Raw genomic sequence first — 24887 nt, forward strand, 5'->3', positions numbered from 1 at the left:
ACGCAATGAGCAGGCAAGTAATAAGAACAGCGGCTCGAGTGACGTTGGTGGCGGCAATTGCCGCCGCCCTCGGCGGCTGCTTCGTGTCGAAAGTGGATCCGCAGAAGCCGGAGCTGCCGCTGCCGGACGCTCTGCCGCAGCAGGCCGCTCAGACCTCGCCGCTGCCGAATCCGTGGTGGACTTTGTTTGACGACGCCAAGCTCAACGAGCTGATCGTCGAAGCGATGAAGCACAACCCGGATGCGCAGATCGCGGCGGCTCGGGTGCTCGAGGCGCGTTCCTATCTGCGCATCGCCAATGCGGATCGGCTGCCGACCGTGAATCTCGAAGGCAATGTCACTCGCACCAAGCAGAGCGAGTTGTCGTTGCGGGAGCAGGGGCTGGGCGAGAACGTGCCAGGCTTCGACACGACCCAGACTGGCTACACGGTGCAGGGTACGGTGGCTTATGAGCTGGACCTCTGGGGCAAGTATCAGCGCGCATCGGAATCGGCGCGTGCTCAGCTGCTGAATACTGAATATGGTCGCGAAGCGACCAAGCTCAGTCTCACCGGCGAAGTGGCTCGCACTTATTATTCGTTGATCGCGGCCGCCGAGCAGTTGGCTCGTGGGCGAGACACGTTGAAGTCGCGCGAGGAAGCGTCGGATCTCGAGAAGCTGCGGTACGAATCGGGCGAGAGCGATGAATTCACATTCAAGCGCGCAGAGGCCGATGCGGCGGCGACTCGGGTGTCGACGCGTCAGCTCGAACTGCAGGTCGTGCAGCTCACGAATGCGCTCGGCGTGCTGTTGGGTCGTTCGCCGAAGGCGTTGGTCGATGAAGCCATCAGCGTGCAGGGCATCAGCTTGCCGGCATCGGTGCAGTTGCCGGCGGCGCTGCCGTCGTCAGTGTTGTCACAACGTCCCGACGTCGGCGCGGCCGAAGCGGCGCTCAATGCGTCTGCGGCGGATATTGGCGTCGCGCGTGCCCAGTTGTTCCCGAGCATCAGCATCACGGGTGCGTATGGTTCCGCGAGCCCCGAGCTGGATAGCTTGTTCACCGGCCCAGCGAAAATCTGGTCAGCGACCGGCGGCATTCTGCAGCCCATCTTCCAGGGCGGCCGGTTGCGGGCGAATGTTTCTCGCGCAAAAGCGGTGAGAGAGCAGCGCAAGTCGGAATACGCGCGCACTGTGCAGCAGGCGTTCCGCGAAGTGCTGGATTCTCTGCAGGGGCAGGCGCTGATTGCCGGTGTGCGTGAAGCGAACGATCAGCAAGTCGCGGCGCTGAGCCGTGCCACTGAGCTGGCGGAGCTGCGTTACGGGCAGGGCGATATTTCTTATCTGGAGCTGCTCGATGTGCGCCGTGGGTTGTATCAGGCGCAAATCGATCTGGTCGCGGCCCGGCGCGACGCGTTGCTCAACACGATTGACCTGGCGCTCGCGGTGGGCGGCGGGTTGGGCGATCAGGCAGAGCCTCTGACGGCGCGGCGTTAAACAGTGTAGGAGCGCCTCCGGCGCGTGTTAACGGACACGGCGGAGGCTCCATCCAGCGAAATACTGCTGGATAACCCTCACTTGGATCGAAGTGTCGCAGGCCGGAGCACTGTGATCTTGCTGGACGTCTCTTCGGGGGAGACGTCTCTCGTAGCAGCTACCGGCCGCGACCACTCCGAGTGCTTCAGCCACTCTTCCAATTCTTTCGCCGGCAGCGGGCGGCTCATGAAATACCCCTGCGCTTGATCGCAACCATAAACGCGCAGGGTGCGTAGATCCGCTTCGTCCTCGACACCTTCCGCGACTACCTTCAATCCCAGGCTGTGACCGAGCTCGATGGTGGAGCGCACGATGGTCGCGGTCGTCGAATCGCTCATTTGTTTGACGAACGAGCGGTCGATCTTGAGCTCGTCGACCGGCAATCGCGCGACGTAACTCAGGGACGAATAACCCGTGCCATAGTCATCGATGGACAGCACGATGCCCAGCTCGTGCAACCGTTCCAGCACGCGCTGTGCGTGCGCCGGATCTTCCATGAAGCCGCTCTCCGTGATCTCCAGGCACAACAGCGAGGCAGGCGTGCCGTAACGATCGAGCAGCTGCACGATCAGCTCAGGCAGCTCGCGATTGAGCAGGTCGCGCGCTGAGATATTCACGGACACTTGCAGCGGCATGCCGTTCGAGCGCCATTGTCCGCACTGGCGAATCGCCTGTTCGAGCACCCAGCGTGTCAGCACCTTGATGTAACCGGTGTGCTCCGCGAAGGGAATGAATTCAGCCGGCGAGACGAAGCCGCGACGCGGATGTTCCCAACGGATCAGCGCTTCCACGCCTTCAACGATGCCTGACGTTAGCCCGACCTTCGGCTGATAATACACGCGCAGCTGATGGCCTTCGACCGCCTGGCGAATCTCACTGAGCAGCGACAGGTGTTCTTGCTGGTGAGTGTCGTAGCTCGCGTCGTATACCGCGTAGCCACCCTTGTTGCGCTTCGCTACATACATCGCGATGTCGGCGTTACGCAGCAGCTTGCTGCTGTTCTCGCCGTGCTCGGGGAAGTGAGCGATACCGATACTGCTGCCGACGTCGAGCGGCTGGTCCTCGTAGCGGATCGGATGCTCGAGCGCTTGCAGGATCTTGTTCGCCACCTTGGTGACGTAACGCTCGTCGACGTTCTCCAGCAGAATCGCAAACTCGTCGCCGCCCAGGCGCGCAATGGTGTCTGCCTGACGCAGCAGCGCGCTCAAACGGTTGGCCACTTCACGCAGCACGTGATCGCCGACGCCGTGACCCAGCGAGTCGTTGACGTACTTGAACCGATCCAGGTCCATCATCAGCACGCTCAGCGTCGCGCCGGTGCGATGCGCGTTGAGGATGGCGTGCTCGAGCCGGTCGTGAAACAGCGCGCGATTCGGCAAGTCGGTGAGCGTATCGCGATAAGCGAGTCGCAGGATCTCCCGCTCGCGCTCGGCGATGCCTTCGCGCATGTGATTGAGAGTGCAGGCGAGCGCGCCGATTTCGTCCGAGCGCGTCACGCTGACTGGATTGGAGTAGTCGCCGTCCTGAATGCGTGCGGCCGCCTTCGTCAGGTGAGTGATCGGGCGGGTGATGTTCATGGCGATCAGCACCGCGCCCCCGATCGACAGCAGCATGCTGACGATGCCAAGTGCGGCCAATGTCTGCTGCAAACGATTGAAGGCGGCGACGGCGGTCGCCACCGAGCGCTGTAACACTGCCACGAGCGCGCGGTCGCCGTGACGATCGAACGTGATCACCTTCAGCTGTTGCTCGTTGTCACCCCCGCCGATGGAGTGGACCTGCGCGGCGCCAGGCAGTGAGGGCAACTGAGCGGCGAGATCGACCGCCGAGGGGCCGAGCGTCGAGGCCAGTACGCCCCATTGATGATCGCCATCGTGTCGTTCGAGGAACGACACTTGCAACGAGGTGAGCTGCTGCAGCTCGGACACGACGTTGTCGTCGATGACGAAGCCCACCGCGATCCAGGCCGTCGGCATCGGGGTCAGCACGGGCACGACGACCAGCTGATAAGCGCGGCCGTTGATCACTTCGATGGACGAGGCGCCGCCTTCGCGAGCGGCTTGATCGATCAGCTGCGGGAATTCGAACAGGCGACCGCGCTCGTTGCTTGCGATCGTGTCGGCGACGACGCGTCGATCGAGCGACACCAGCAGGGTCATGTCGGCCTTGATGCGGCCGCCGTGATTGGTCAACGCCGAGACGACGGTGTCCTGATCGTCGCTGGCCACGGCTTCGCGCAATGCGTAGTCGGCCGCCATGACACGCGCTGCCTGCGCCAGCCGCTCGCGATTCTGTTCCAGCAATCGGGCGAAGACGCGTTCGCCGACCTCGAGCTCGGCGACGATTTTCTCGCGCGCGTTGGTCGAATTCGCGCGGCTCACGACCACATACGCCACGACCTGCACCACCGCCAGCAACGCCACGACGAACACGATGATGCGAGTGCGTAGTCGACGGATCATGGCGCTTCGGGTCAGGCGGCGGACGGCCGGAGATTGAACATAGCGGTGAGCCTACGCATTGCCGATTTCGACAAATGTTAACCCCCTCACAGCCGGGGTCACCCCGTAGTGGCACGGGACCGCTTTGTGATGGGGCTCTCATCCTCGTCGTCGTGGAAAAACATTCCCCGCGCAGGTCTGTTTCGTTGCAAAAAGTACAAGAGAAACATTCCAAAAACCCGCTGTAGCAAAGCATTCGCGTGTCGCGCAGCGACGGCACGCGAGCTGCATAGCCAGCCCAGGCTTTTTCTGACTTGGCCCAGGACCTTTCCGAAAGTCACAAGCGTTGTCTGCATCGCGCACTAGTAACAGCGCGAGAAACATGCGAGGGGAACATCGAATGCGCGTCATGTCGCGAGAGTCACAGCTCTCTCGTTCCGAATTGATTCGGCGCTGTCGCCAGGTGGCGATTGGCGTTTCATTGGCACTGTCCATTGCCGCGTGCGGTGGCGGTGGAGGAGGCGGCGGCGGTGGCCAGACCAGCGCGCCGGTTCAGCAACAGCCGCAGAATGCGGCGCCGACCGTGCAGGCCGGCAACGATCAAACAATCGAGTTGCCAGCCACGACCGCGCAGCTGAGCGGTTCGGCGACCGATGACTCTTCAACTTCGACACTCACCTACGCGTGGACCGCAACCAGCGGCCCGAGCGGTGTGACCTTCGGAACGGCGAACGCAGCCGCGACGAGTGTGACGTTTCCTGGCGCCGGCACCTACGTGCTCACATTGACAGTGAGCGATGGCAGCTTGAGCGGCACGGATACGGTGAGTGTCACGGTGGGCTCGGCGGTTTATCCGGCCTCCGATGTATCAAATGATACAACCGATCACGGTTGGACACGTGTTGCCGCGGCCGCCGACGTTGGCATGAACCAGACGCTACTCGAGCAAGCGGCAACTTACGCGCAGACCAGCGGCGACGCGCAGCCTGGCAGCGCCGGCATGATCGTGCGCAAGGGTCGGCTGGTTTACTCGTGGGGCGACATCGACGAGCGCTTCGATATGAAGTCGACCACCAAGTCGATCGGCGGCATGGCGTTGGGCATCGCCCTGGCCAACCAGACGCTGCAGCTCAGCGATCTTGCGTCTGCGAAGCTCACCGGCTTCGGCGAGAATCCGGCGTCTAATATCGCCACGGGCTGGTTGCCGAGCATCACGATTCAACAACTGGCGACGCATACCGCGGGCTTCGTCAAGATCCAGACCTACCCCGTGCTTCAATATCAGCCGGGCACGACGTTCTTCTACTCCGATGGCGGCTTGAACTGGCTGGCCGACGTGTTGACCAACGTCTTCAATGAAGACCTGGCGTCGGTGCTCAACAGGAATGTGTGGAGCACGCTCGGCGTGAACACCAGCGTCGGCGGTACGGGCAACAACGGCACGGCGATCTCGGACGTGCATTGGCGCGACAACCAGTCGGGGCGCACGGATCTTCGCAACCGGGAGCTCAACTCCGGCATCTACGCGAACGCGAACGCGATGGCGCGAGTCGGTCTGCTGTTCCTCCGCAAAGGGCTGTGGGCCAACGATCAGCGCGTTCTGTCCGAGGACTTCGTGTCGAAGGTGAGCACGCCGGTGGCTGCGAACACGGCACTTCCGGTCGGTGGACCGCAGGCCGCGGGCTTCCCGAATGCGCCGGCCCATTACGGCATGCTGTGGTGGACCAACGTCGATGGACAGTTGCCGAATGTGCCGCGCGATGCGTATTGGGCCTGGGGCCTGGGCGACAGTCTGATCGTCGTCATTCCGAGCCTGGATATCGTCGCGGTTCGTGCGGGAAACATCATCCTGACGGATTCGAACGCGAGCGCACGCACCTGGAATGACGCGGGTTGGAACGGCGATTACTCCGTCCTGGCTCCCTTCCTCGATCCGATCGTTCAGTCCGTGAGTCAGTAATAGTCGCGCAGGGTGAATCGAGGGCGCACGTCCGAATGTTCTTCGGCGTGCGCCTTTGACGTTTTCAGCTCCAGGGTAAAGCCCCGCGCCTGACCCGATCCCTCCTGATAGGAGGCGACGATGGCTGACAGTGGCGAGCAACTCGCGACCCCCGAGCAGTGGGCGGCGATGACGTTCGAGCCCGTGACGATCGATCCGGGCAAGTTCGGGCCGGCCTGGGAACAGGCGCGCGGTTCGATGGCGCGGACGGCCATCGCGTTACTGCGCTTCGACGATCGAGAGCTCACCGGCCATTTCTCCGAACATGAAGAGCCGCTGCTCGAAGCAATGGACCTGCACGCCGGCCTGCAGGCCGAGCTGGACTATCTCAAGACCCACATGGAAGCGCTCGAAATGGCCGCCACGCGCGTGCTGTGTGCGGCTTCACGTTTGTCGCTGCGTTCATAAACTTCGCTTCGGTCTCGAACTTGAGAACCCCGCCGCACGCGGGCAAGCTCCATCCACATCGAGATGGAGCCCGAATGCAGCCGCTGACCGAGCAGGAAAAACAGGAGAAGCTTCCCTTTCCCAAGTGGTGGCCGGTCGTGGCGGGGGCGCTGGTCGGGCTGCTATTGCGTCTGATCTATAGCGAGGGGAACGCCGGGTATGACGCGATGATGGGCTCCTTCATCTTCATCGCGCCGGTCGCGGTGAGCGCCGTGACGGTTTATCTCGCCGAGCGCTTGGCTCGCCGCCGTTGGGGCTACTACCTCGTTGTGGGCGCGGGTGCGAACGCGCTGTTCGTTCTCGGCACGGTGCCGGCGCTTCTCGAAGGCTGGATCTGCGTCATCGTCATCCTGCCGTTGTTCGCGATGGTCGGCATGGTCGGTGCGGTCATCATGGGGGCCGTGTGTCGCAAGACGAACTGGCCGAAGCAGGCGGCGTATAGCGTCGCTGTCTTGCCGCTGCTGCTCGGTGCGATCGAGCCGACCGACGGCTTGCCGGTGCGACTGGCGACCATCGAGCGCACTGTCACCATCGACGCGCCTCGCGACGTCGTTTGGGATCATCTGATGAACGTGCGGGACATCCGGCGCGAAGAAGTCGAAGACGGCCTCGCGTTCCGCATCGGGGTGCCGCCGCCGCTCGCGGCAGTGAGCGACGCCGTCGACGGTCAGCCGGTGCGGCGGATCTCGATGGGCAAGCACGTGCATTTCGATCAGATCCAGACCGCGCGCCGCGAGCATGAATTCATTCAATGGCGGCAGCGCTTCTACGAAGACTCGTTTCCACCCGGCGCGTTCGATCAGCACGTGGTGATGGGCGGTGCCTACTTCGATATCGACACGATTTCTTATTCGTTGCAGACCCAGGGCACGGCGACCGAGCTCACGCTCAGCATGCACTACCGCGTGAGCACGCGTTTCAACTGGTATGCCGATGCGGTTGCACGACTGGTGCTCGGTAATCTGGAAGAAGTGCTGCTGGGGTTGTATAGGCGGCGCTCGGAGGCGACGGACGCTTGAACATGGATTGGAATATCGGCTCGGGACGCATCGTCGATCCCGGCGATGCCGACGCGTCGGCGGGCAGCGTGCGCTGGCGTGCCGGCAAGTCGCTCTGGATGGGCGGAATGACGCTCGTGGCCTTGACGCTCGGTCCACTGACATTCACGCCGGGCGCTTTCGTTTTGTTTCTTGTGACAACGGCCATCACGTTGTGCGCCGGTCATTCGGTGGGCATGCATCGGCGGCTGATTCACAACAGCTTCGACTGCCCGAAATGGCTGGAGTATGTCTGTGTGTATCTGGGTGTGCTGGTCGGCATGGCGGGGCCGATCGGGATGATTCGTCAGCACGATCTGCGGGACTGGGCGCAGCGGCGCACTCACTGTCACGATTATTTGCGTCACGGGCGCGGCTTCTGGACCGACGCGTGGTGGCAACTGCATTGTGATTTGCAACTGACGCGCGGCCCGATGTTTCAGCTCGAGCCAGCGCTTGCGAACGATCGTTGCTATTACTGGATGGAGCGCACCTGGATGTGGCAGCAGTTGCCGTGGGCGCTGTTGTTCTACGCGATTGGCGGTTGGTCCTGGGTGATCTGGGGTATCTGCGTGCGCGTGTCTGTTTCAGTGACGGGGCACTGGCTCATCGGTCATTTCGCGCATCGACAGGGGCCGATGACCTGGGAAGTGCGCGGCGCGGGTGTGCAGGGGCGGAATGTTCCGATCGCCGCGCTGTTCAGCATGGGCGAGAGCTGGCACAACAATCATCACGCGTTTCCGGGCTCGGCGCGGCTCGGCTTGTTACGCGGCGAAGCGGATCCGGGCTGGTGGCTGATTCAGCGGCTGAAGTGTTGCGGCCTGGTGTGGTCGATCAATACGCCCGAGACCTTGCCGCCGCGGGCCGCTCTGCACCGAGTGGATCGATCACACCGGTCGACGGCGTCGATGCATCGATACGGCGATCAGCAGCAGGGACATCGCCAGCAACCCGCCGAAGGCCCAGCGAAAGTCGCTGCGCATTAACAACGAAGGTTTCGGCGACAGGTAGGATTCACCCGCCAGTATCGATTCGATGATCCCGCGGATTTCTTTTCCAGGCAGTGTCTCGCCGTTGGCAACAACGACGATGGCGCGTTGCTGCGAAGGATAGAGTGTCAGCAGCGCCGAGAAGCCGCGTCGTTTGGCGGCAAGGCTGGGCAACCACTCGCTGCCATGATGTTCGAGTTGCCACCCCAAAGCCATCGCCGTGTTGGCGCGCTCGCCATCGCGCTGATGTTTGAACATTGCGTCGTAGGAGGCGGGCGAGAGTAGCGCGGGATCGCGATTTACATGTAACGCCGCCCATCGGGTCAGATCGGCGACGCTCGCGCTCAGTCCGGCGCTCGGCAGCGTTTTCTCATCCCACGGATAACGAGGGGCACGGCGCACGAACAACTTGCCGACGTGAGGCCACGCGACGTTGTTGTCGACGAGCGGCACTTCGAAGGTGCTTTCCTGCAGTCCGGCCGCATTCAGTACGCGCGTCTGCAGGTACTGCGAATATTTTTCCTGAGACGCGCTTTCGATGATGCCGGCGAGGGCGTCGAAGGCGGCATCGTCGCGGGTCAGCAGCTGAGTGACAGTGATGGGCGAATCGGCAATCGAGTCGGTGAGCGCGAGCTGGCCGTGCTCGGCGAGTTGCATGATGGCCGCGGCGGTAAAGGTTCGGGTGAGGGACGCGACATGAAACAATGTATGCGCGTTGACCGGCTGATCCGTCCCCTGGTCGCGGACGCCGAAGCCGCGCATGTACACGGGCTGTCCGTTATCGACGATGCCCACCGCCAGTCCGGGAATGGCGAACTCCTGGAGAATGCGCTCGAACACCGCATCCAATGCATAGACACGATCGGGTGTGAGCTGGGGGAGCGGGTCATCGATCGGCGCGCCTTCCTGCGCAGCCGCGACGCTGGATGACGCGACCAGCGCGAGCATCGTCAGCAAGGTAGCGGCCGGGCGCCTCAGCATTCGTATCGATCCGTGATTCCGTGGCCTGGCCCGAACGCTACTTGGGTTTCGAATTCGGCGCCACGGCCGTCGAGTCCCGACGCACCAGGGTGTGCGCCAGTCGCGCAGGTTTCGGCGTGGTGCCGGAAAGCAGCATCTCGAGCAGCAGGTCGGCCGCGCGGTAGGCCAGTTGATAAGTGGGCTGACAGATGGTGGTGAGCGGCGGCCACACCGTGCGAGCGATGGCCGCGTCGTCGAAGCCGGCCACCGACAATTGCGCCGGCACGGCCACGCCCATTTCGTGGGCCGCCATGAGCGCGCCCGCCGCCATGTCGTCGTTGCCTGCGAAAATCGCCGTCGGCCGCTTCGGCAGCGCCAGCAGCTGACGGGTCATTTCCAGCCCCGAGTCGAACAGGAAGTCGCCTTGCCGGACGTACTCGGGAACGTAGGGAATCTTGTGGTTCTTCAGCGCCGCCTTGTAGCCGCGCAGGCGTTCGCCGCTGGCGAAGTGGCCGGGGCGGCCGATGATGAAACCGATACTGCGATGGCCGAGGCCGATCAGATATTCGGTCATCTCGCGCGCGGCGGCCTCGTCGTCGATGTCGACGTAGGGCGAGCGATGTTTGATTTCGTTCGGCGCGATGCGCACGAACGGCAGGGCCTGGGCGTCGAGCGCGCGGATCAGCTCGGCGGACTCGCTCAACGGCGGCGCGACGATCAGGCCGTCGAGATGGGTCTGGTTGGCGAAGGTCAGGATGTCCTGCATCACCTCTTCGGTGCGGCCGGCCACTTCATGGAGCAGCAACAGGAACTTGGCTTCGCGGCAGCGGGCCAGGGCGCCCCGCTGGACTTCGATGGTGTAGTTGGCGCTGGGATTGTCGTAGACCAGTCCCACCAGGTAGGAGCGGCGGCTGGCCAGGCTGCGGGCCGACAGGCTGGGGTGATAGTTCAGCCGTTTGACGGCGGCCAGCACCTGCGCACGGGTTTCTTCGCGAACGTTCGGTTCGTTGTTGAGAACCCGCGAGACTGTTTTGATCGCGACGCCGGCAGCCTTGGCGACGTCGTTGATGCTTGTTCTGCGCCCGGACATGGGCGCGATGTTAACTTAGATTTCGTCGCAATGGCTCTGGCCGGCCATGTCACCGCAGGATTCGACCGCCCCCGGATGTCTCCTCGGACAGCTTGGGTTTGGTCGCCCGCAGGTAGATGTCGAGGAAATCGATGCCGTTGTCCACCGGGCTGTCGACCATGAAGGTGCTCAGGTGCTCCAGGCCTCGGACCAGGTACAGCTCGGCCGGGATGTTATTGGCGTTCAACGCCTCGTACATGGAGTGCGCGTTGTTCACGCCCACCGTGAAATCGAACGTGCCGTGATACAGGAACATCGGCGGATCGTCGCTGCTCACCAGCGCCAAGGGCGAGGCCTCGCGCCACAGGCCGGGGTTTTCGTCATAGGAGACGCCGGTCAGCCCGTTGGTCAGCTTGCCGTCCTTGTAATAACGGATATCCACCGGCGTGCCGCCGGCCACGACCGCCTGCACACGCGTGCCTTCGACAAACCATTTGTCGCTCGGGCTGGTGACGCCGGCCAGCGCCGCCAGATGCGCCCCGGCCGAATAACCCCAGGTGCCGATGCGGTTCTTCAAAACGTTCAGGTCGGAGGCATGCGCGCGTAACCACAGCACCGCCTGTTGCACGTCCTGGAGCTGGGCCGGGAAGTGCCACTGCGGGGCGAACCGGTACGACATGTTCAATACAACGTATCCGCGCTCGGCCACCCGCTGCGAAATATCGTTCATGTCCTCCCGCGTCCGGCCTTCCCAGCCGCCGCCATGGATCATGACCACCGCCGGAAACGGCCCATTGCCCGCCGGCTTATACAAATCCGCTTTCAGCTCCTGCGGCCAGCCCTGCGGGGTGTAGACAAAATCCCGGGTCACCGTGACATCCACCGGCCCCACCGACCCGATCCGCGCATTGCTCGGCCTGCCTTCGTGCGAGGCACAGCCCGTCATCAACAACAAGGAAGCCAGCAACGCCTGCCTGATCATGTGCCCACCTTTCCAAGCTCTCGCGTGGCACTTCGCGGCCTCGGGGAATTTGGAGGCACCCCGGCGTTCAGGTGGCGAGACGGGTTAGATCCAAACGTCGTTCTGGGCGGTGAGGGAGCCGCCGGTGTCGCCGGTGTTTACGACGCCTTTGGGCTCGACCAGCATCACTTTACATTCGTCGGCGGCGAAGGGTTGGTGCTCGACGCCCTTGGGGACGACGTAGAGCTCGCCGGCGCGTAAGGGGACTTCGCGGTCGCGGAAGCGGAGGGTCATCGAGCCTTCGATGACGATGAAGACTTCGTCGGTGTCGGCGTGTTGATGCCAGACGAATTCGCCGTGCAGGCGCACCAGTTTGAACTGGTAGTCGTTCATTTCAGCAATCACCTTGGGGCTCCAGGTCTCGCTGAAACGGGCGAATTTGTTCTGGAAGTTGATGGCTGAGGGGTTCATGGGGAAATCATAGCCATTCCCGCACAGAAACGGGGGTTGCCAGGGACGAAATGTGCCGCAGACTTGTCGGCCGGGCCGAGGCTGGATCGTCTTCCAACCAGACACATCGAATTGGCCTTACCTTCGGAGGGGAACAAAGCAATGAACCGATTACTCGTCCTCGGCGTGCTCGCCGCACTGGCCGCCTGCTCGCCCAAGCAACAGACCGCGCAGGAGCCCGCCCCGCAGGCGAAGGAACCCGCGCCCGTAGCTGCACCGGCCGAACAACCGGTGGACGTGCCGGCCGGCGCGTACACGATGGATCCGATGCACACCAGTGTTCTGTTCCGAGTCGATCACCTGGGTTTCTCGAACTACACCGCGCGCTTCAAGAAGTCGACCGCGCAGTTGCAGTTCGATCCAAACAATCTGGCCGCGTCCACCGTCACCGTCGCGGTCGACGCCAAATCGTTGGAAACAGATTTCCCAGATCCGGCCAAACTGGATTTCAACGCCGAGCTGACCGGCGAGAAGTGGTTGGATGCCGCGAAGTATCCGGAAATCACATTCCGCTCGATCAGCGTCGAGCCCACCGGTGCGCGCACCATGCGCATCAATGGCGAGCTCACATTGCGTGGAGTGACACGTCCGATGGTGCTCGAAGCGCGTTTCAACGGCGGCTATCGGGGTCACCCGATGGATCCGAACGCACGCATTGGTTTCTCAGCGACGGGCGTGTTGAAGCGTTCCGAATTCGGCATCAGTTACGGCATTCCGGCGCCGGGCACCACGATGGGCGTGAGCGACGCAGTGAACGTCATCGTGGAAACGGAATTCTCCGGCCCGCCGGTGGCCAGGTCCGCTGAACCGGCGCCCACCGGCGCAGGCGGCCAGACTAAGTAAAAAATACTGCGCAGCGAATCGTCGTGCCGTACGATTGCATCGACCGGAAGATGCAATCGTACGATGTCACGGAGAGAGCTCATGCAGAGCGGAATGTTTCGATGCGCAGTCGCATCGGCGATGTTTGTAATTTCACTGGGATGTGAAATTGCCGAAGCCGCCGATCCTGGATTCTATGTCGGTGCCGCCGGCGGCCGCAGCGAGCAGAGCCTGGATAAGAAGGCCGGTGTCGGGCCGGTACCGCCGGTGGCCGATGCCACCTTTACGCCGGTCTTCGTTGTGGGCAGAGATCCGGTTGCCGGGATCATCGTGGGTAATCCAGGCGCGCCGATATTTTCGCCAGTGCCCGTGGTCGCGGTATATCGGCTCGCCGAGCTCACCGCCGACGAAACCGACGTCGGCTGGAATTTCTCGCTGGGCTATCGGGTCAACAAATATCTCGCGGCGGAGCTTGCCTATGTCGACTCCGGTGAGGCGTCGCTAGTCGAGCACTATCGGTGGAACCCGAGCCTGCCGCCCGTCTCCGATGTGAGCGAAATCACCCGCAGCTACAGCGTCACCTCGCGCGGGCCGGCACTGTCCGTGCTTGGCTCATTGCCGCTGGGCTCGCAATGGGAAGTGTTCCTTCGCGGCGGCGTGTTGTTCGCCAAGCAGGAAGTCGAGACGAGAGTAAACTCAGTCGGTGGAACAGTGGCGCCCGGCGCGCAGATCGATCGCGACTTCAGCGATGAAGTCGTCACCGTGGGTGCCGGTGTGCAATGGGCATTCCTGCCGCGCTGGACGGCGCGGCTCGAATATCAGCGCACCGACGACCTGCAATCCAATGAGATCATGGGCGAAAGCCACATCGATCAAGCATCGCTGAGCGTACTGTTCGGGTTGTAACGCTCAGCTGCGCCACACGTCGCCGAATACCCGCAGCAAATTACGACCGAGAATCTTCTCGATGCGGGCGGCGCTGTGGCCGCGGTCGGCCAGCATCTGGCCCAATGTTTCGAAACGACGCGGCGTGTTCAGATCGCTGGCGAACAAATAACCGTCTTCCGTTTCGCCCGGCGCCGCGATGCCCTTTTCCTTGCGTGCCTTGGTATCGGCGGCAAACGCATCTTTGTATTTCTGATCGAGCACGGCAGGTGAGATCGTGCCGTCGGTGCCCAGGGACACATGATCTTCGCCGGCGACGTTGATCATATGTTCCAGGTGTCGAATGACGTCCGCTGCCGTGGGCTGCTTGCCGCCGGATAGATAAGGCATGAAGAACACGCCGGACACGCCACCCTTGTCGGCCACCGCGCGCAGCTCCGCATCGGTGCGATGACGGGGATGATCGACGACAGCCGCCGCGCCCGTGTGCGTGAATGCAACCGGCTTCTTCGACGTGCGAATCGCATCCGCCGACGTCTGACGGCCGCAGTGACTGAGATCGACCAGGATGCCGAGCGAGTTGAGCCGTTCGATGGTTTCGATGCCGGTGCGGCTGAGGCCGGCGTTCGCCGGCTCCATGCAACCGTCGCCGATCAAGTTGCGACGATTGTAAGTCGGTTGCACGACCCGCAAGCCCAGCTGATATAAATCCTCGAGCAGGTCGAGATCGGTCTCGAACGCCACGCCATCCTGCACGCCGCAGATCAGTCCGGTGCGCTTGGCTTTCTTGGCCGCTGTGATATCCGCGGCAGTTCGGATGCGAGCAAACGTTTCGGGATGCCGCTCGATGTCGCGATCCACGTCGATGAGGCCGCGAACCAAATCTTTGAAGGCCGCGTCCGGCGCCGTCGTGCCGACCGGTCCGAGCGTGATGAGCACGGCGGTCAGGCCGCTGTCCCTCACATCTTTGAGGTGCGCTTCGCTGAGCTTCTCGCCGGGTTGCATGGTGATGCTGCCCGGTCCGCCCAAGCCATCGATGACGATGGCGTCGCGATAACCATTCCACTTCGCGGAAGCTCGAGCCCAGGTCATGGGCAAGGTCAGTGCGGCTGCGCCCGTGGCGAGCAGCATGGAACGGCGGGACAGGCTGGGTGCGGTCATTCGCAAATCTCCGTGAGTGCCAGAATCCGCTTGGATGCCAGATCGATGCTGAAGGTTGGCAGAAGTCGGGTCGAAATTCACGACCGGCGCAGGTCCCGGCTCATCACCCAGTCCGACTGGACTTCGGTGCCGAGGGTGAACGTTTTCGTGCCCACCGTTTCGAACTGGCAGCGCTTGTAGAAGGCGGTCGCATGCGTGTTCTGATCCCACACGCCCAGCCACAACACCTCCGCGTCCAGCGCGGCGGAGCGGGCGGCGAGCTCGTCCATCATTCGATACGCCACGCCTTTGCCATGTTGAGACGAGTCGACGTAGAACCTCAGGATCTCGATGCCGCGCTTGCCCGGCACGGGCGGACAGGCTTTATCCAGAATCAGCTGAGCGAAGGCGACGAGCTTGCCGTCGATCTCGCCCAACCAGCTCTCGCGCCGCGCATCCCGGATCTCCGCACGCTGAATTTCTTCGCCGAAGGACTTGGAGCAATGCGAGTCCATGTTCTCCGGCGTGTTGAACTGAGTGTAGGTGTCTCGGAATGTCTTCTCGGCCAGCTCCGCCAGCAGCCTGGCATCCTGCTCGGTGGCGCGACGAAAGCGAAGTGCGGTCATGATCAAGCCTTCAAGCGATAGCCGGTCTTGAAAATCCACCAGATCACGATCAGGCACAGCGTCAGGAACAGAAACGTCATTCCCAAGCTGACGCCGACCGCGACGTCGGAGACGCCATAGAAACTCCAGCGGAAGCCGCTGATCAGGTACACGACCGGATTGAACAGCGCCACCTTCTGCCAGAACTCCGGCAGCATGCTGATGGAATAGAAACTGCCGCCGAGGAACGCCAGCGGCGTCACCACCATGATGGGCACGATCTGCAGCTTCTCCCAGCCGCTGGCCCACAAGCCGATGATGAACCCGAACAGGCTGAAGGTGAGCGACGTGAGCACCAGGAACGAGACCATCCACAGCGGATGCTCGATGCTGAACGGCACGAACAGCCGCGCGGTCGCCAGAATCACCAGCCCGAGCATGATGGACTTGGTGGCCGCCGCGCCCACATAGCCGATGACGATTTCCATTCCGGAGATCGGCGCCGACAGCACTTCATAAATCGTTCCGGAGTAACGCGGCATGTAAATGCCAAAGGACGCATTGGAAATACTCTCCGTGAGCACGGACAGCATGATCAGCCCGGGCACGATGAACGCGCCGTAACTCACGCCTTCGATCTCGGCCATGCGCGAGCCGATCGCGGCACCGAACACGACGAAGTACAACGAGGTGGAAATCACCGGCGACAACAGGCTCTGCACCAGGGTGCGGAACCAGCGGGCCAGTTCGAAACGGTAGATGGCGCTGATGCCGTAAGTGTTCATCGTTGGTGCACCAGGCTGACGAAAATTTCTTCCAGCGAGCTTTCGCTGGTGTGCAGGTCCTTGAAGTCGATGCCGTGCTCGTTGAGTTGTCGCAGCAGGCTGGCAATGCCGGTGGCGTCGGCTTGGGTATCGAAGGTGTAGATGAGCTGCGTCTTGTCCTGCGACAGCTCCAGCTGACGGTTGGCGAGCTGCGCCGGAATCTGTTGTAGCGGCGCCTGCAGATGCAACGTGAGCTGTTTGCGCCCGAGCTTGCGCATCAGCATGGTCTTTTCCTCGACCAGAATGATCTCGCCTTTGCTGATGACGCCGATACGATCGGCCATCTCTTCGGCTTCTTCGATGTAATGCGTGGTGAGGATGATGGTGACGCCGCTGTCGCGCAGGGAGCGGACCATGTCCCACATGTCACGTCGCAATTCCACGTCGACGCCGGCGGTGGGCTCGTCGAGAAACAAAATCTGCGGCTCGTGCGACAACGCCTTGGCGATCATCACGCGACGTTTCATGCCTCCGGACAACGCCATGATGGTGCTGTCCTTCTTGTCCCACAGCGACAGGTCTTTCAAGACCTTTTCCAGATGCGCGGGATTGGGCGGCTTGCCGAACAGGCCGCGACTGAAAGTCACCGTCGCCCACACCGTTTCGAACGCATCGCTGGTGAGCTCCTGCGGCACCAGGCCGATCTTGGAGCGCGCGGCGCGGAACTCTTTGCGGATGTCATGGCCATCGGCGGTGACGCTGCCGGACGTGGCGTTGACGATGCCGCAGATGATGCTGATCAGCGTGGTCTTGCCGGCGCCGTTCGGTCCCAGCAATGCAAAGATTTCACCGCGGCGGATCTCGAGGTCGACGCCTTTCAGGGCTTGAAAGCCGGAGGCGTAGGTCTTGACCAGGTTTTGGACCGAGATGATGGATTGCACGCGGGCTCCGATGCTCGACCAGTCTCGAGTGAGGGAGCCGCATTATAAAGAAGTCACAATGAGCGCGGCGTGGCCGTCTGCGCACGGCGCAATTGCCGCGCTTTCACGAATCGGGCCGCATGCGCGACCGGGCCAGCAGCCAGACGCCGGCCACCACCAGGACCGTGCCGGCGGCAATCCAGACCGTAAACGGCTCGCCCAGCACCAGCACGCTCAAAATAATGGTGGACATCGGCCCGATCATGCCGATCTGCGCGGTGATCCCGGCGCCGATGCGCTCCAGCGCCATCATGGTAATGAGCACCGGCACGAATGTGCACAATACCGCGTTCATCACCGACAGCCAGATGACCTCGGGCGCGACGATCATCGCCGACGGCGGCTTCAGAATAAAAAACTGCGCGATACAGAGGAAACACGCAATGGTGGTGCCCAGGCCGGTCACGCGCATCGCGCCCAGCCGGCGTACCAGCTGGCCGCTGTATACCAAATAGATCGCGTAACTTATGGCGCTGCCAAAGACCAGCAGCGCGCCGAACGCGATGTCCGGGCCGGTGCGCAGATCGTGAGCGAACACCACCAGCACGCCGATATAACTTACGCCGAGCGCCAGCCATTGCCGCCGGCTCACCTCGGTCTTGAACAGCAGCTTGCCCGCCAGCAGCACGATGGTGGGATTCAAATACAGAATCAGCCGTTCCAGATTGGCGCTGATGTATTGCAATCCCGCGAAATCCAGATAACTCGCCAGGTAATAACCACAAAACCCCAGTCCGAACAACGTGCGCCACTCCTGCGCGCTGGGCGCGGGCTTGTTCCGTCCGGACCACCACGACAGCGCCAGGAACAACGGCAAGGCGAACAACATGCGGTACATGATCGTTGTCACCGCATCGACGTCGTGCCGATAGGCCAGCTTGATGATGATGGCTTTGCAGGAGAATGCGATGGCGCCGCCGGCGGCCAGCAGCACCCCGGTAAGCACATCGCGCCGCGCAGTGGTGTCAGGGCTGGGCATGGGCTGGAGTACAATCGGGGCGCGGTCAGAACAACGGCGTTCGACCCGATTCTAACGAGAGGGTGATGGTCATGAGCACGCAATTCGCGGGGGGCGATTCGTCATTGGCGATGGCTAAAGGGAAGGCGGTGACACTGATAGGTGCGCCGACTGACACCGGCGCCGCCGACCGCGGCTCGTCGATGGGGCCTGAAGCGTTGCGTGTGGCTGGGCTTCGCGAGGCTTTGGTCGGTCGCGGTCTGCAAGTCATCGATCGCGGCAATCTTAACGGCCCCGGCAATCCCTGGCAGCAACCTGTCGATGGCTATCGGCATCTCGCCGAAGTCACCGAGTGGAACCAGCTGGTCCACGATGCAATGTATGGAGCGCTGAAAAATGGTCAGTTGCCCATTCTGCTCGGTGGCGATCATTGCCTGGGCATCGGCTCGATCAGCGGCGTCGCACGCTACTGTCGCGAGCGTGGCAAGAAACTGCGCGTGTTCTGGCTCGACGCGCATGCGGACTTCAACACGCGTGAGCTTTCGCCCAGCGGTAACATTCATGGCATGCCCGTGGCGTGCTTGTGTGGCTTCGGTCCGTCGCAACTGACCGAGATGAGCGGCCACAAACCCGCCATCCATCCCTCGTGGATTCGCCAGATCGGCATTCGCAGCGTCGATCCGCCGGAAAAACGTTTCGTGCACGAGCAGGGGCTGGAAGTGTTCGACATGCGTTACATCGACGAGCACGGTATGCGGCAGACGATGGAACAGGCGCTGATGGGCCTCGACGACGACACGCATCTGCATGTGAGTTTCGACGTCGACTTTCTGGATCCGGAGATTGCGCCGGGCGTGCTCACGACCATTCCCGGCGGGCCGTCGTATCGCGAGGCGCAGCTGTGCATGGAAATGATCGCCGACACCGGTCGCATGGCGTCGCTGGATGTGATGGAGTTGAACCCGGCGCTCGACATTCGTAACAAGACCGCGCTGCTGGCGGTGGATTTGATCGAGTCGCTGTTCGGTAAGAGCACACTGATGCGGCGCTCGGCGCCTTGACTAGTACGGCAAGGGAAACAAGATGAAACAACTGGGCTGTTTGTTATTGCTGGCGCTCAGCGGGGCGGCGCTTGCCGCGCCGTTGGGCACGTTGCTGGTGCTCAACAAGTCCGACGACACGGTGTCGTTCATCGATCTCGCGGACAACCAGGTCAAAGCGACCTTGCCGACGGGCGATGGGCCGCATGAAGTCGCGGTCTCCTCCGATGGTAAGACCGCCGTAGTCACAAACTACGGCGACAATGCCAATCCAGGTAAAACGTTGACGGTCGTCGATGTGCCGGGCAAGAAAGTCGTGCGAACGATCGACCTCGGCACTTACAGCCGGCCGCACGGCATTGTCTGGCTGCAAGGCGATGACGTCGCTGTGACCGTCGAGGCGAGCAAAGCGGTGCTCGTTGTCGGCGTGAACGATGGCAAGGTGAAGCATGCGATCGCGACCGATCAGGTCGGTACGCACATGGTTGCGGTCAGCCCGAAACATCGTCGCGCGTTCACCGCGAATATCGGTTCAGGCTCGTCGACGGTGATCGATCTCGCGACTCACCAACGCATTACAGATGTCGTTACGGGCAAAGGCGCGGAAGGCATCGCGGTTGCACCGGATGGCAGTGAGGTGTGGGTGACGAATCGCGAGGCCAACACCGTGTCCATCATCGACCCGGGGACCTTGAAGATTACCGCGACTCTCGAGCCGGGCAAGATGCCGATTCGCGTGAAGTTCACACCGGATGGGACACGAGCGCTCGTGTCTAACGCGGTGTCGGGCGATGTTGCCGTGTTCGACACGGTGACCAAGAAGCAGATCACCAGCATTCCGATGCAGAAGGAAGGCGAGCAGCTGCCCAAGGACGATACGAAAAGGATGGCGTCGCAGTTTGGGACGGGTCCGGTGCCGGTTGGAATCTTGATGCCAGAGCCGTTGTCGGTGGTGTTCGTGGCAAATACGAATTTCGATACCGTGACGGTGATCGACCTGAATAGCTTGAAGATCGTCAATCGATTGAAAGCGGGTCGCGAGCCGGATGGATTGGCCTACACGCCGCTGACCGTCCAGAAATAAACCGTTCGCTCCGGCAAGAGCCGCGTTGCCGAGCGACTAGGCAAGCATCGCACGAGCGACTGAGGCGACTTAGCAAACAGAACGGAGAGGCGCGCCGGCGAAGGCCGGTCGCGCTGCTCAGGCCGGAGTGAATTAGCCAACGAGGCGCGCCGGCGAAGCCGATCGCGCTGCTCAGCCGGAGTGGATTAGCTAACGAGGCGCGCCGGCGAAAGCCGGTCGCGCCGCTCAGGCAGAAGTGAACTAAGAGGCGCACCGGCCGAAGGCCGGTAGCGCCGTTCAGCCTCAGCCGAAGAGCACCGGCTTGATCAATTGCTCATCGTTATATTTGAGCGAGTTGATGCGCGGGCTCACCGCGTGCGCGACCATCCTGTCTTGCGGATACGTTCTTAGCAGCGAGCGGGCTCGCGCTGTCGAGCCCCGCAGCCACGGTTCATATTCATCCCGGTGCAGAATCGCCGGCATCCGCTGCGCCGTATTGTGAACGTCCGCTAATAAATCGTTCGGCGGCACCGTCACTACGGCGCAGCCGTCGATGACGTCATCCTCATCCTTGTTGACCGTCCGATCCCAAATCGCCGCCACTCCGAACACCGACCGATTCACGAGTCGAGCAAAGTACGGCTGTAAATACTGCTGCGGCGTGAGCTGCCAGCCATAGAACCCCGACAGCGGCAGGATGCAACGCTGACTCCGCCACCACGCGCCGCTGAACGCTTTATTACGATCGAGCTCGTCGGCCGACGCATGCGTCGTGCAGGCCTTGCGCTCATCGCCTTCGGCCCAATCGGGCACCAGGCCCCAGCGCATCATCACGCCTTCGCTCTCGCCGTCGTGCAGGCGTACGACCGGCACGTTGTTACGAGTGGAGACGTTGAAGCTGGGCTCGAATCGCCACCACGCATGCAGCAGAGGGAACTCGCGTTCCACCGCGGCTTGAGGAGCTATGACGAATCGATCACACATAAGCTGTCGAGAATAAGAGCCGTCTCGTATCGGGAATGTGACGTCGCTCGGATTCCGGGCCGTTCACAATCTCGTTCGGCGTCGCCGGAAAATACCGCCGGCAACATTGAAACTGACATCGCGCCGCGCGCGAAAAGAGCCGAGCTCCGTTCAGCCGGGAATGCGCAGCTCGATGATCTCGGCGCGCACCGACTCGGCGGTGATATATAACTTCGCCAGCGCGATGGGCAGTCGGAAACGGCGCGGCCCGGGGCTGCCGGGGTTGATGAACAACACACCCTCGCGCTCTTCCACGACCGGCTTGTGCGAATGACCGCTGATGACCACCGACATGCCCGCGGCCGACGGGCTCAAGTCGATCTGATTCAGGTCGTGCAGCACATGAATGCGATGCCCGCGAATCTCGAGAAACAATGTTTCAGGAATCGCCTCGGCCCACGCGCCCTTGTCGTTGTTGCCGCGGACCGCGTCGACAGGCGCGATCGTCTGCAACTTCTCCAGCACGTTCGGTGCGCCGATGTCGCCGGCATGAACGATGCGGTCGACGCCGTTCAGGTGCTTCAGCGCTTCGGGGCGCAGCAGGCCATGAGTGTCGGAGAGCACGCCGATGACGGTCTGATCGGGCGTGTCGGAAGGGAGCGCGGGTTCCATGGACGGTTCAGCATGAGCGGCGACGGACCCGTAACTGTAGCCTCGCTACGCCGACGTCGCTAGCTGAGGAAATTCTCAGATCAGACCAGCGGCGTGTTCTTCGGCGCCCGCACCACCACGGTGCCGGCGATCTTGTCGTGCCAGGTCTGCCGACCGTTGTCGAACACCATCCAGATGAAGCCCAGGCCGGCCGGGATCAGCGACAGGAAACAACCGAGCGCGCGGACGATGGCGGTTTCCCATTCGATGTCCCGGCCGTCGGTGCGTACCACACGCAGATTGCAGACGATGCCGCCGATGGTCGTGCCCTTCAGTTTCCACATCAACGCACCGTAACCGGCGAGTGCGACCAGGAACAGATGACCGCTCGGCTCCAGCCAGTTCACGACGACGGCCACGATCAGCGCATCGAGCGTCAGCGCGCCCATGCGAATCCAGAACCCCGCGCGCGGCAGCGTGTTGAGCTCGACGTTGCTCGGGCTCACCGGCGGAGGAGAGGGCGGCGGCACCGTGCTGCCATCGCCAGCGATACCAGCCGACTCGATCGTCGGATCAAACCCAGCGGCCGAAGCAGCGGGAGCCGCGGCAGCAACAGGTTGCGCTGTCGGAGCGGCAGATCTCGAACGCTGCGCCAGAAGCAACGTGTACACGACGACACCGAAACCCAGCGCGCCGACGATGTTGGACACGATGAAGCCGACCACCGGCACCGTGTACAGCAACAGCACGATCAAGCCGCCGATCAGCGTCGCGACCGCGAGATGGCCGAACGCGCCGATGCCGGTGAAGCGAGTGATGCGCCGTCCGAGCGCAGCGAGTACAACCGTTTTGCCGAACACGGCTGCGCAGAACAATCCGAGCACCAGGAAGGGCACCAAGGCCGCGCCGATCACAGTGATCAGTGTGAGGATGATCAGAATCGGCGACAGCAGGACCGCGAGGATGGTCGCGATGGTCGATTCGCCGGGGCGCTCTTCCAGTGTGGTGACACAGCGCTGCACGGTGCCGTCGAACATGACCGCCAGCAATACATACAAGCCCAGGAAGCCGAACGCGAGCCACCACGCCCAGGCCACGCTCGAGTCGAACGCCAGCGGCCGGCCGTACAGCAGGCAGTTCTCGAACCACGCCTTCAGCCATTTCATATCGCCGAAGTTCTTGCCGAACGCGATCTGCTGCTGCCCGCCGTGCACCTTGGAAGCCGGATCGCGAGTGATCGCGCCACCGACAGAGACCGTTTCGCCGTTGACGACAGCGTGCGGCCCGAGCTGCACGTTGCCGAAGATCGCGACGACGTCCTGGCCCACTTCGCTGTCCACATACACATTGCCGAACAACGCGACGACGCCTTCGCCGACCGGACCGGTCGCCGAAGAGTTACCGCCGATGGCCACGACCGCTTCGCCAACTTCACCGGCTGAAGTGGCCGAGCCAAACACCGAGATCACCGCGTCCGCGTACTCACCAGCCGGCAGGGAGGAGTTGTCGCCGATGTTGACGATGACTCGGTCGTTCCGTGCGTCGAGGCGCCGTGCGGCACGATCGGCCGCGCGTTCGGCTTTGCGCTGGGCACGTTCGATCTCGCGCTCGGCCCGCTCCAGTTCGCGCTGGATGCCGCGCTCCAGATCGTCGTTCCGCTCCACCTCGGCCGGCGGCTCGGGCGGTGCCGGTGGCGTGATTTCTTCCTGCGCGAACGCAGGTTGAGTGCCGCCGAGGCCGGCGAGCATTGCGATCGCGAAAATACTGACAAACAAACGTTTCATACGAAACACCACGCGTCCTCAGCGGGCCGCATACAACGTTCGATAGGCAGCGGCGCTGACCCCGAACAACGTTAGATACAGCGCGCCGAGAATGGCCGCGCCCACATAAATCCAGAACGACGGCAGGTCGTGGAAGACCTGGCCGATCGTCGCGAACAAGGAAGGAATCCACGCCACATCGGCGAACAGCGCAGCGCTGCGTGCACTCGGATTGATCGGATCGAGGATCATCGCCGAAGCTTTCAACACCAGCGTGATGAAGCCGGCGGACGCGATGATGAACAACAAGCGGGCCGCGACCGGCCAGCCGGAGAAGCTGCCTTGCCACCACGGAGCGGCCGCGCGACGCGCGATCTCCGCCATCACCTTGGATTCGAGATCGACTGGCGCGCGGCGCAGAGGCTGATCGCGCAGGGCCCGGTCGATGAAGCGTTCCAGCTGCTGTTCGTTCGGATTGGAAGGAGTGTTCATGATGGCGGCCTCTAGAAACATTCCGCCGTCAGACCGCGGGCGGCGAGGATCTTCGCGAGCGCGCCGCGCGCCCGCATGATGTCGATTTTCACTTTGGGCAACGAAATGCCGAGCTGCTGTGCAATCTCGTCATAGGACATTTCTTCGAAGTGATACAGCACCAGCGGCAGCCGGCGATGATCGGGCAATTTCTGCAAGGCCTCGGCGACGATGGCCCGGCGCGTGTCGGCATCGAGATCGACCGCGGCGATACCTTCGCCCTCGAGTTGCGGAATCTCCATATCCGCCTCGTCGTCATCGTCGCCGCGCAGCTCGGAAAAGAACCGCCAGCGACGGCGGTAACGGGTGGCATGGTTCAAGGCCAGGTTGCGGGCCACGGTCTTGAGCCAGCCGCCGGCGGCCGGGCTGGTGCGTAACTGGGCGAAATTTTCGTAAGCCTTCAGGAACACCTGCTGGGCAATGTCCTCCGCCGGGCCGTCGCGGCCCGTGATCCGCGCGGCGGTGGAATAGACCATGTCCTGATAGGCACGCATGAAGCTTGCGAAGTCGTCCTGGCGCTCGGGGGTGTCCGGGGGTTGGCTGGCCACGGTGATGTCGTCGTTTAGCTTGAGAACACCGCGCGGGAGGGGAAGTTACAGTTTTCTTGCGCCCCATCCAGGGCCCGGAATCCTGGGTACTCTACCGTGAAAATGCGACGTAATCCGCACACTTACAGGGGCTGACTTATGGCCAGACCCGCGCCGGTTGCTTAGACTTTCGCGTGCTTCAGGGCAATGCCGCCCACCAGACCACCATGGTGTCGCCTCAAGAAAGGCGGGGCCCAGCTGCAGTTGAGTT

General features: G+C 62.5%; 24 protein-coding genes. 9 read left to right on the top strand and 15 right to left on the bottom strand.

The window, feature by feature from the left end:
- The first annotated feature begins 5 nt into the window (after positions 1 to 5).
- Positions 6 to 1472: an efflux transporter outer membrane subunit gene (locus ACFPN2_RS16795; RefSeq protein ID WP_380598510.1), complete on the top strand. Its 1467-nt coding sequence runs from the start codon at positions 6 to 8 to the stop codon at positions 1470 to 1472.
- A gap of 77 nt (positions 1473 to 1549) precedes the next feature.
- On the opposite strand, the gene ACFPN2_RS16800 is transcribed toward ACFPN2_RS16795, so the two are convergent.
- Positions 1550 to 3973 (bottom strand): putative bifunctional diguanylate cyclase/phosphodiesterase, encoded by a 2424-nt coding sequence (locus ACFPN2_RS16800; protein ID WP_380598512.1) that lies wholly within the window; start codon positions 3971 to 3973, stop codon positions 1550 to 1552.
- Positions 3974 to 4352: 379 nt separating this feature from the next.
- Between ACFPN2_RS16800 and ACFPN2_RS16805 the strand changes: the two genes are divergently transcribed.
- The 4 genes from ACFPN2_RS16805 to ACFPN2_RS16820 all read left to right on the top strand — a co-directional run bounded on the left by ACFPN2_RS16805 (position 4353) and on the right by ACFPN2_RS16820 (position 8421).
- Positions 4353 to 5912 carry a serine hydrolase domain-containing protein gene (locus ACFPN2_RS16805; RefSeq protein ID WP_380598514.1) on the top strand — a complete coding sequence of 520 codons (1560 nt, stop codon included), beginning with the start codon at positions 4353 to 4355 and terminating at the stop codon, positions 5910 to 5912.
- A 120-nt stretch (positions 5913 to 6032) separates the two neighbouring features.
- Positions 6033 to 6359 (top strand): hypothetical protein, encoded by a 327-nt coding sequence (locus tag ACFPN2_RS16810; RefSeq protein ID WP_380598516.1) that lies wholly within the window; start codon positions 6033 to 6035, stop codon positions 6357 to 6359.
- A gap of 74 nt (positions 6360 to 6433) precedes the next feature.
- Positions 6434 to 7417 (top strand): SRPBCC domain-containing protein, encoded by a 984-nt coding sequence (locus tag ACFPN2_RS16815; protein ID WP_380598518.1) that lies wholly within the window; start codon positions 6434 to 6436, stop codon positions 7415 to 7417.
- 2 nt (positions 7418 to 7419) lie between these two features.
- The gene (locus ACFPN2_RS16820; protein ID WP_380598520.1) at positions 7420 to 8421 is read left to right on the top strand and encodes an acyl-CoA desaturase; all 1002 of its coding nucleotides are present in this window, start codon (positions 7420 to 7422) and stop codon (positions 8419 to 8421) included.
- Here the strand turns inward: ACFPN2_RS16820 and ACFPN2_RS16825 are convergent.
- The 4 genes from ACFPN2_RS16825 to ACFPN2_RS16840 all read right to left on the bottom strand — a co-directional run bounded on the left by ACFPN2_RS16825 (position 8323) and on the right by ACFPN2_RS16840 (position 11885).
- Positions 8323 to 9405 carry a serine hydrolase domain-containing protein gene (locus ACFPN2_RS16825; RefSeq protein ID WP_380598522.1) on the bottom strand — a complete coding sequence of 361 codons (1083 nt, stop codon included), beginning with the start codon at positions 9403 to 9405 and terminating at the stop codon, positions 8323 to 8325. The genes ACFPN2_RS16820 and ACFPN2_RS16825 overlap by 99 nt on opposite strands.
- A gap of 37 nt (positions 9406 to 9442) precedes the next feature.
- Entirely contained in the window at positions 9443 to 10474 is a 1032-nt protein-coding gene (locus tag ACFPN2_RS16830) for a LacI family DNA-binding transcriptional regulator (protein WP_380598524.1), read from the bottom strand.
- 49 nt (positions 10475 to 10523) lie between these two features.
- Positions 10524 to 11435, bottom strand: coding sequence for an alpha/beta hydrolase fold domain-containing protein (locus ACFPN2_RS16835; protein ID WP_380598526.1), 912 nt, complete (start codon positions 11433 to 11435; stop codon positions 10524 to 10526).
- Positions 11436 to 11519: 84 nt separating this feature from the next.
- Positions 11520 to 11885, bottom strand: coding sequence for a cupin domain-containing protein (locus tag ACFPN2_RS16840; RefSeq protein WP_380598528.1), 366 nt, complete (start codon positions 11883 to 11885; stop codon positions 11520 to 11522).
- A 141-nt stretch (positions 11886 to 12026) separates the two neighbouring features.
- Between ACFPN2_RS16840 and ACFPN2_RS16845 the strand changes: the two genes are divergently transcribed.
- Both ACFPN2_RS16845 and ACFPN2_RS16850 read left to right on the top strand, forming a co-directional pair.
- Positions 12027 to 12767 carry a YceI family protein gene (locus tag ACFPN2_RS16845; protein ID WP_380598530.1) on the top strand — a complete coding sequence of 247 codons (741 nt, stop codon included), beginning with the start codon at positions 12027 to 12029 and terminating at the stop codon, positions 12765 to 12767.
- A gap of 81 nt (positions 12768 to 12848) precedes the next feature.
- The gene (locus tag ACFPN2_RS16850; RefSeq protein ID WP_380598532.1) at positions 12849 to 13652 is read left to right on the top strand and encodes an outer membrane beta-barrel protein; all 804 of its coding nucleotides are present in this window, start codon (positions 12849 to 12851) and stop codon (positions 13650 to 13652) included.
- Between the two features lie 3 nt (positions 13653 to 13655).
- Here the strand turns inward: ACFPN2_RS16850 and ACFPN2_RS16855 are convergent, their stop codons facing one another.
- From ACFPN2_RS16855 to ACFPN2_RS16875, 5 genes are all read right to left on the bottom strand, one after another.
- Complete coding sequence (locus tag ACFPN2_RS16855) at positions 13656 to 14792, bottom strand: dipeptidase (RefSeq protein WP_380598534.1); 1137 nt, start codon at positions 14790 to 14792, stop codon at positions 13656 to 13658.
- 77 nt (positions 14793 to 14869) lie between these two features.
- Positions 14870 to 15397, bottom strand: a complete 528-nt coding sequence (locus ACFPN2_RS16860; RefSeq protein WP_380598536.1) for a GNAT family N-acetyltransferase — start codon at positions 15395 to 15397, stop codon at positions 14870 to 14872.
- Between the two features lie 2 nt (positions 15398 to 15399).
- A complete protein-coding gene (locus ACFPN2_RS16865; RefSeq protein ID WP_380598538.1) occupies positions 15400 to 16161 on the bottom strand; it encodes an ABC transporter permease in 762 nt (253 codons plus the stop codon).
- Complete coding sequence (locus tag ACFPN2_RS16870) at positions 16158 to 17093, bottom strand: ABC transporter ATP-binding protein (protein WP_380600153.1); 936 nt, start codon at positions 17091 to 17093, stop codon at positions 16158 to 16160. The genes ACFPN2_RS16865 and ACFPN2_RS16870 overlap by 4 nt, the downstream gene beginning before the upstream one ends.
- Positions 17094 to 17184: 91 nt before the next feature.
- Positions 17185 to 18099, bottom strand: a complete 915-nt coding sequence (locus tag ACFPN2_RS16875) for a DMT family transporter (protein WP_380598540.1) — start codon at positions 18097 to 18099, stop codon at positions 17185 to 17187.
- A gap of 71 nt (positions 18100 to 18170) precedes the next feature.
- Here ACFPN2_RS16875 and rocF point away from each other — a divergent pair, with 71 nt between their 5' ends.
- Both rocF and ACFPN2_RS16885 read left to right on the top strand, forming a co-directional pair.
- A complete protein-coding gene (rocF, locus tag ACFPN2_RS16880) occupies positions 18171 to 19139 on the top strand; it encodes an arginase (RefSeq protein ID WP_380598542.1) in 969 nt (322 codons plus the stop codon).
- A 22-nt stretch (positions 19140 to 19161) separates the two neighbouring features.
- Positions 19162 to 20202: a YVTN family beta-propeller repeat protein gene (locus ACFPN2_RS16885; RefSeq protein ID WP_380598544.1), complete on the top strand. Its 1041-nt coding sequence runs from the start codon at positions 19162 to 19164 to the stop codon at positions 20200 to 20202.
- 282 nt (positions 20203 to 20484) lie between these two features.
- Here ACFPN2_RS16885 and ACFPN2_RS16890 read toward each other — a convergent pair whose 3' ends face one another.
- The 5 genes from ACFPN2_RS16890 to ACFPN2_RS16910 all read right to left on the bottom strand — a co-directional run bounded on the left by ACFPN2_RS16890 (position 20485) and on the right by ACFPN2_RS16910 (position 24637).
- Positions 20485 to 21165, bottom strand: coding sequence for an SOS response-associated peptidase (locus ACFPN2_RS16890; RefSeq protein WP_380598546.1), 681 nt, complete (start codon positions 21163 to 21165; stop codon positions 20485 to 20487).
- Positions 21166 to 21315: 150 nt separating this feature from the next.
- Positions 21316 to 21816: a metallophosphoesterase family protein gene (locus tag ACFPN2_RS16895; protein ID WP_380598548.1), complete on the bottom strand. Its 501-nt coding sequence runs from the start codon at positions 21814 to 21816 to the stop codon at positions 21316 to 21318.
- Positions 21817 to 21896: 80 nt separating this feature from the next.
- Positions 21897 to 23579 carry an RDD family protein gene (locus ACFPN2_RS16900; protein WP_380598550.1) on the bottom strand — a complete coding sequence of 561 codons (1683 nt, stop codon included), beginning with the start codon at positions 23577 to 23579 and terminating at the stop codon, positions 21897 to 21899.
- A gap of 18 nt (positions 23580 to 23597) precedes the next feature.
- The gene (locus ACFPN2_RS16905; RefSeq protein WP_380598552.1) at positions 23598 to 24050 is read right to left on the bottom strand and encodes a hypothetical protein; all 453 of its coding nucleotides are present in this window, start codon (positions 24048 to 24050) and stop codon (positions 23598 to 23600) included.
- Positions 24051 to 24061: 11 nt separating this feature from the next.
- Positions 24062 to 24637, bottom strand: a complete 576-nt coding sequence (locus ACFPN2_RS16910) for an RNA polymerase sigma factor (protein ID WP_380598554.1) — start codon at positions 24635 to 24637, stop codon at positions 24062 to 24064.
- Between the last annotated feature and the right edge of the window lie 250 nt (positions 24638 to 24887).

Source organism: Steroidobacter flavus (assembly GCF_042651805.1).
Taxonomy (GTDB): Bacteria; Pseudomonadota; Gammaproteobacteria; order Steroidobacterales; family Steroidobacteraceae; genus Steroidobacter; species Steroidobacter flavus.

Bases quoted from the DNA above. Each gene is read 5' to 3' on its own strand.
- ACFPN2_RS16895 (WP_380598548.1), bottom strand. From the start codon at position 21,816: ATGGAACCCGCGCTCCCTTCCGACACGCCCGATCAGACCGTCATCGGC.
- ACFPN2_RS16820 (WP_380598520.1), top strand. From the start codon at position 7,420: ATGGATTGGAATATCGGCTCGGGACGCATCGTCGATCCCGGCGATGCC.
- ACFPN2_RS16900 (WP_380598550.1), bottom strand. From the start codon at position 23,579: ATGAAACGTTTGTTTGTCAGTATTTTCGCGATCGCAATGCTCGCCGGC.
- ACFPN2_RS16800 (WP_380598512.1), bottom strand. From the start codon at position 3,973: ATGATCCGTCGACTACGCACTCGCATCATCGTGTTCGTCGTGGCGTTG.
- ACFPN2_RS16835 (WP_380598526.1), bottom strand. From the start codon at position 11,435: ATGATCAGGCAGGCGTTGCTGGCTTCCTTGTTGTTGATGACGGGCTGT.
- ACFPN2_RS16810 (WP_380598516.1), top strand. From the start codon at position 6,033: ATGGCTGACAGTGGCGAGCAACTCGCGACCCCCGAGCAGTGGGCGGCG.
- ACFPN2_RS16855 (WP_380598534.1), bottom strand. From the start codon at position 14,792: ATGACCGCACCCAGCCTGTCCCGCCGTTCCATGCTGCTCGCCACGGGC.
- rocF (WP_380598542.1), top strand. From the start codon at position 18,171: ATGAGCACGCAATTCGCGGGGGGCGATTCGTCATTGGCGATGGCTAAA.
- ACFPN2_RS16795 (WP_380598510.1), top strand. From the start codon at position 6: ATGAGCAGGCAAGTAATAAGAACAGCGGCTCGAGTGACGTTGGTGGCG.
- ACFPN2_RS16815 (WP_380598518.1), top strand. From the start codon at position 6,434: ATGCAGCCGCTGACCGAGCAGGAAAAACAGGAGAAGCTTCCCTTTCCC.
- ACFPN2_RS16850 (WP_380598532.1), top strand. From the start codon at position 12,849: ATGCAGAGCGGAATGTTTCGATGCGCAGTCGCATCGGCGATGTTTGTA.
- ACFPN2_RS16875 (WP_380598540.1), bottom strand. From the start codon at position 18,099: ATGCCCAGCCCTGACACCACTGCGCGGCGCGATGTGCTTACCGGGGTG.
- ACFPN2_RS16860 (WP_380598536.1), bottom strand. From the start codon at position 15,397: ATGACCGCACTTCGCTTTCGTCGCGCCACCGAGCAGGATGCCAGGCTG.
- ACFPN2_RS16840 (WP_380598528.1), bottom strand. From the start codon at position 11,885: ATGAACCCCTCAGCCATCAACTTCCAGAACAAATTCGCCCGTTTCAGC.
- ACFPN2_RS16885 (WP_380598544.1), top strand. From the start codon at position 19,162: ATGAAACAACTGGGCTGTTTGTTATTGCTGGCGCTCAGCGGGGCGGCG.
- ACFPN2_RS16905 (WP_380598552.1), bottom strand. From the start codon at position 24,050: ATGAACACTCCTTCCAATCCGAACGAACAGCAGCTGGAACGCTTCATC.
- ACFPN2_RS16805 (WP_380598514.1), top strand. From the start codon at position 4,353: ATGCGCGTCATGTCGCGAGAGTCACAGCTCTCTCGTTCCGAATTGATT.
- ACFPN2_RS16865 (WP_380598538.1), bottom strand. From the start codon at position 16,161: ATGAACACTTACGGCATCAGCGCCATCTACCGTTTCGAACTGGCCCGC.
- ACFPN2_RS16830 (WP_380598524.1), bottom strand. From the start codon at position 10,474: ATGTCCGGGCGCAGAACAAGCATCAACGACGTCGCCAAGGCTGCCGGC.
- ACFPN2_RS16890 (WP_380598546.1), bottom strand. From the start codon at position 21,165: ATGTGTGATCGATTCGTCATAGCTCCTCAAGCCGCGGTGGAACGCGAG.
- ACFPN2_RS16845 (WP_380598530.1), top strand. From the start codon at position 12,027: ATGAACCGATTACTCGTCCTCGGCGTGCTCGCCGCACTGGCCGCCTGC.
- ACFPN2_RS16825 (WP_380598522.1), bottom strand. From the start codon at position 9,405: ATGCTGAGGCGCCCGGCCGCTACCTTGCTGACGATGCTCGCGCTGGTC.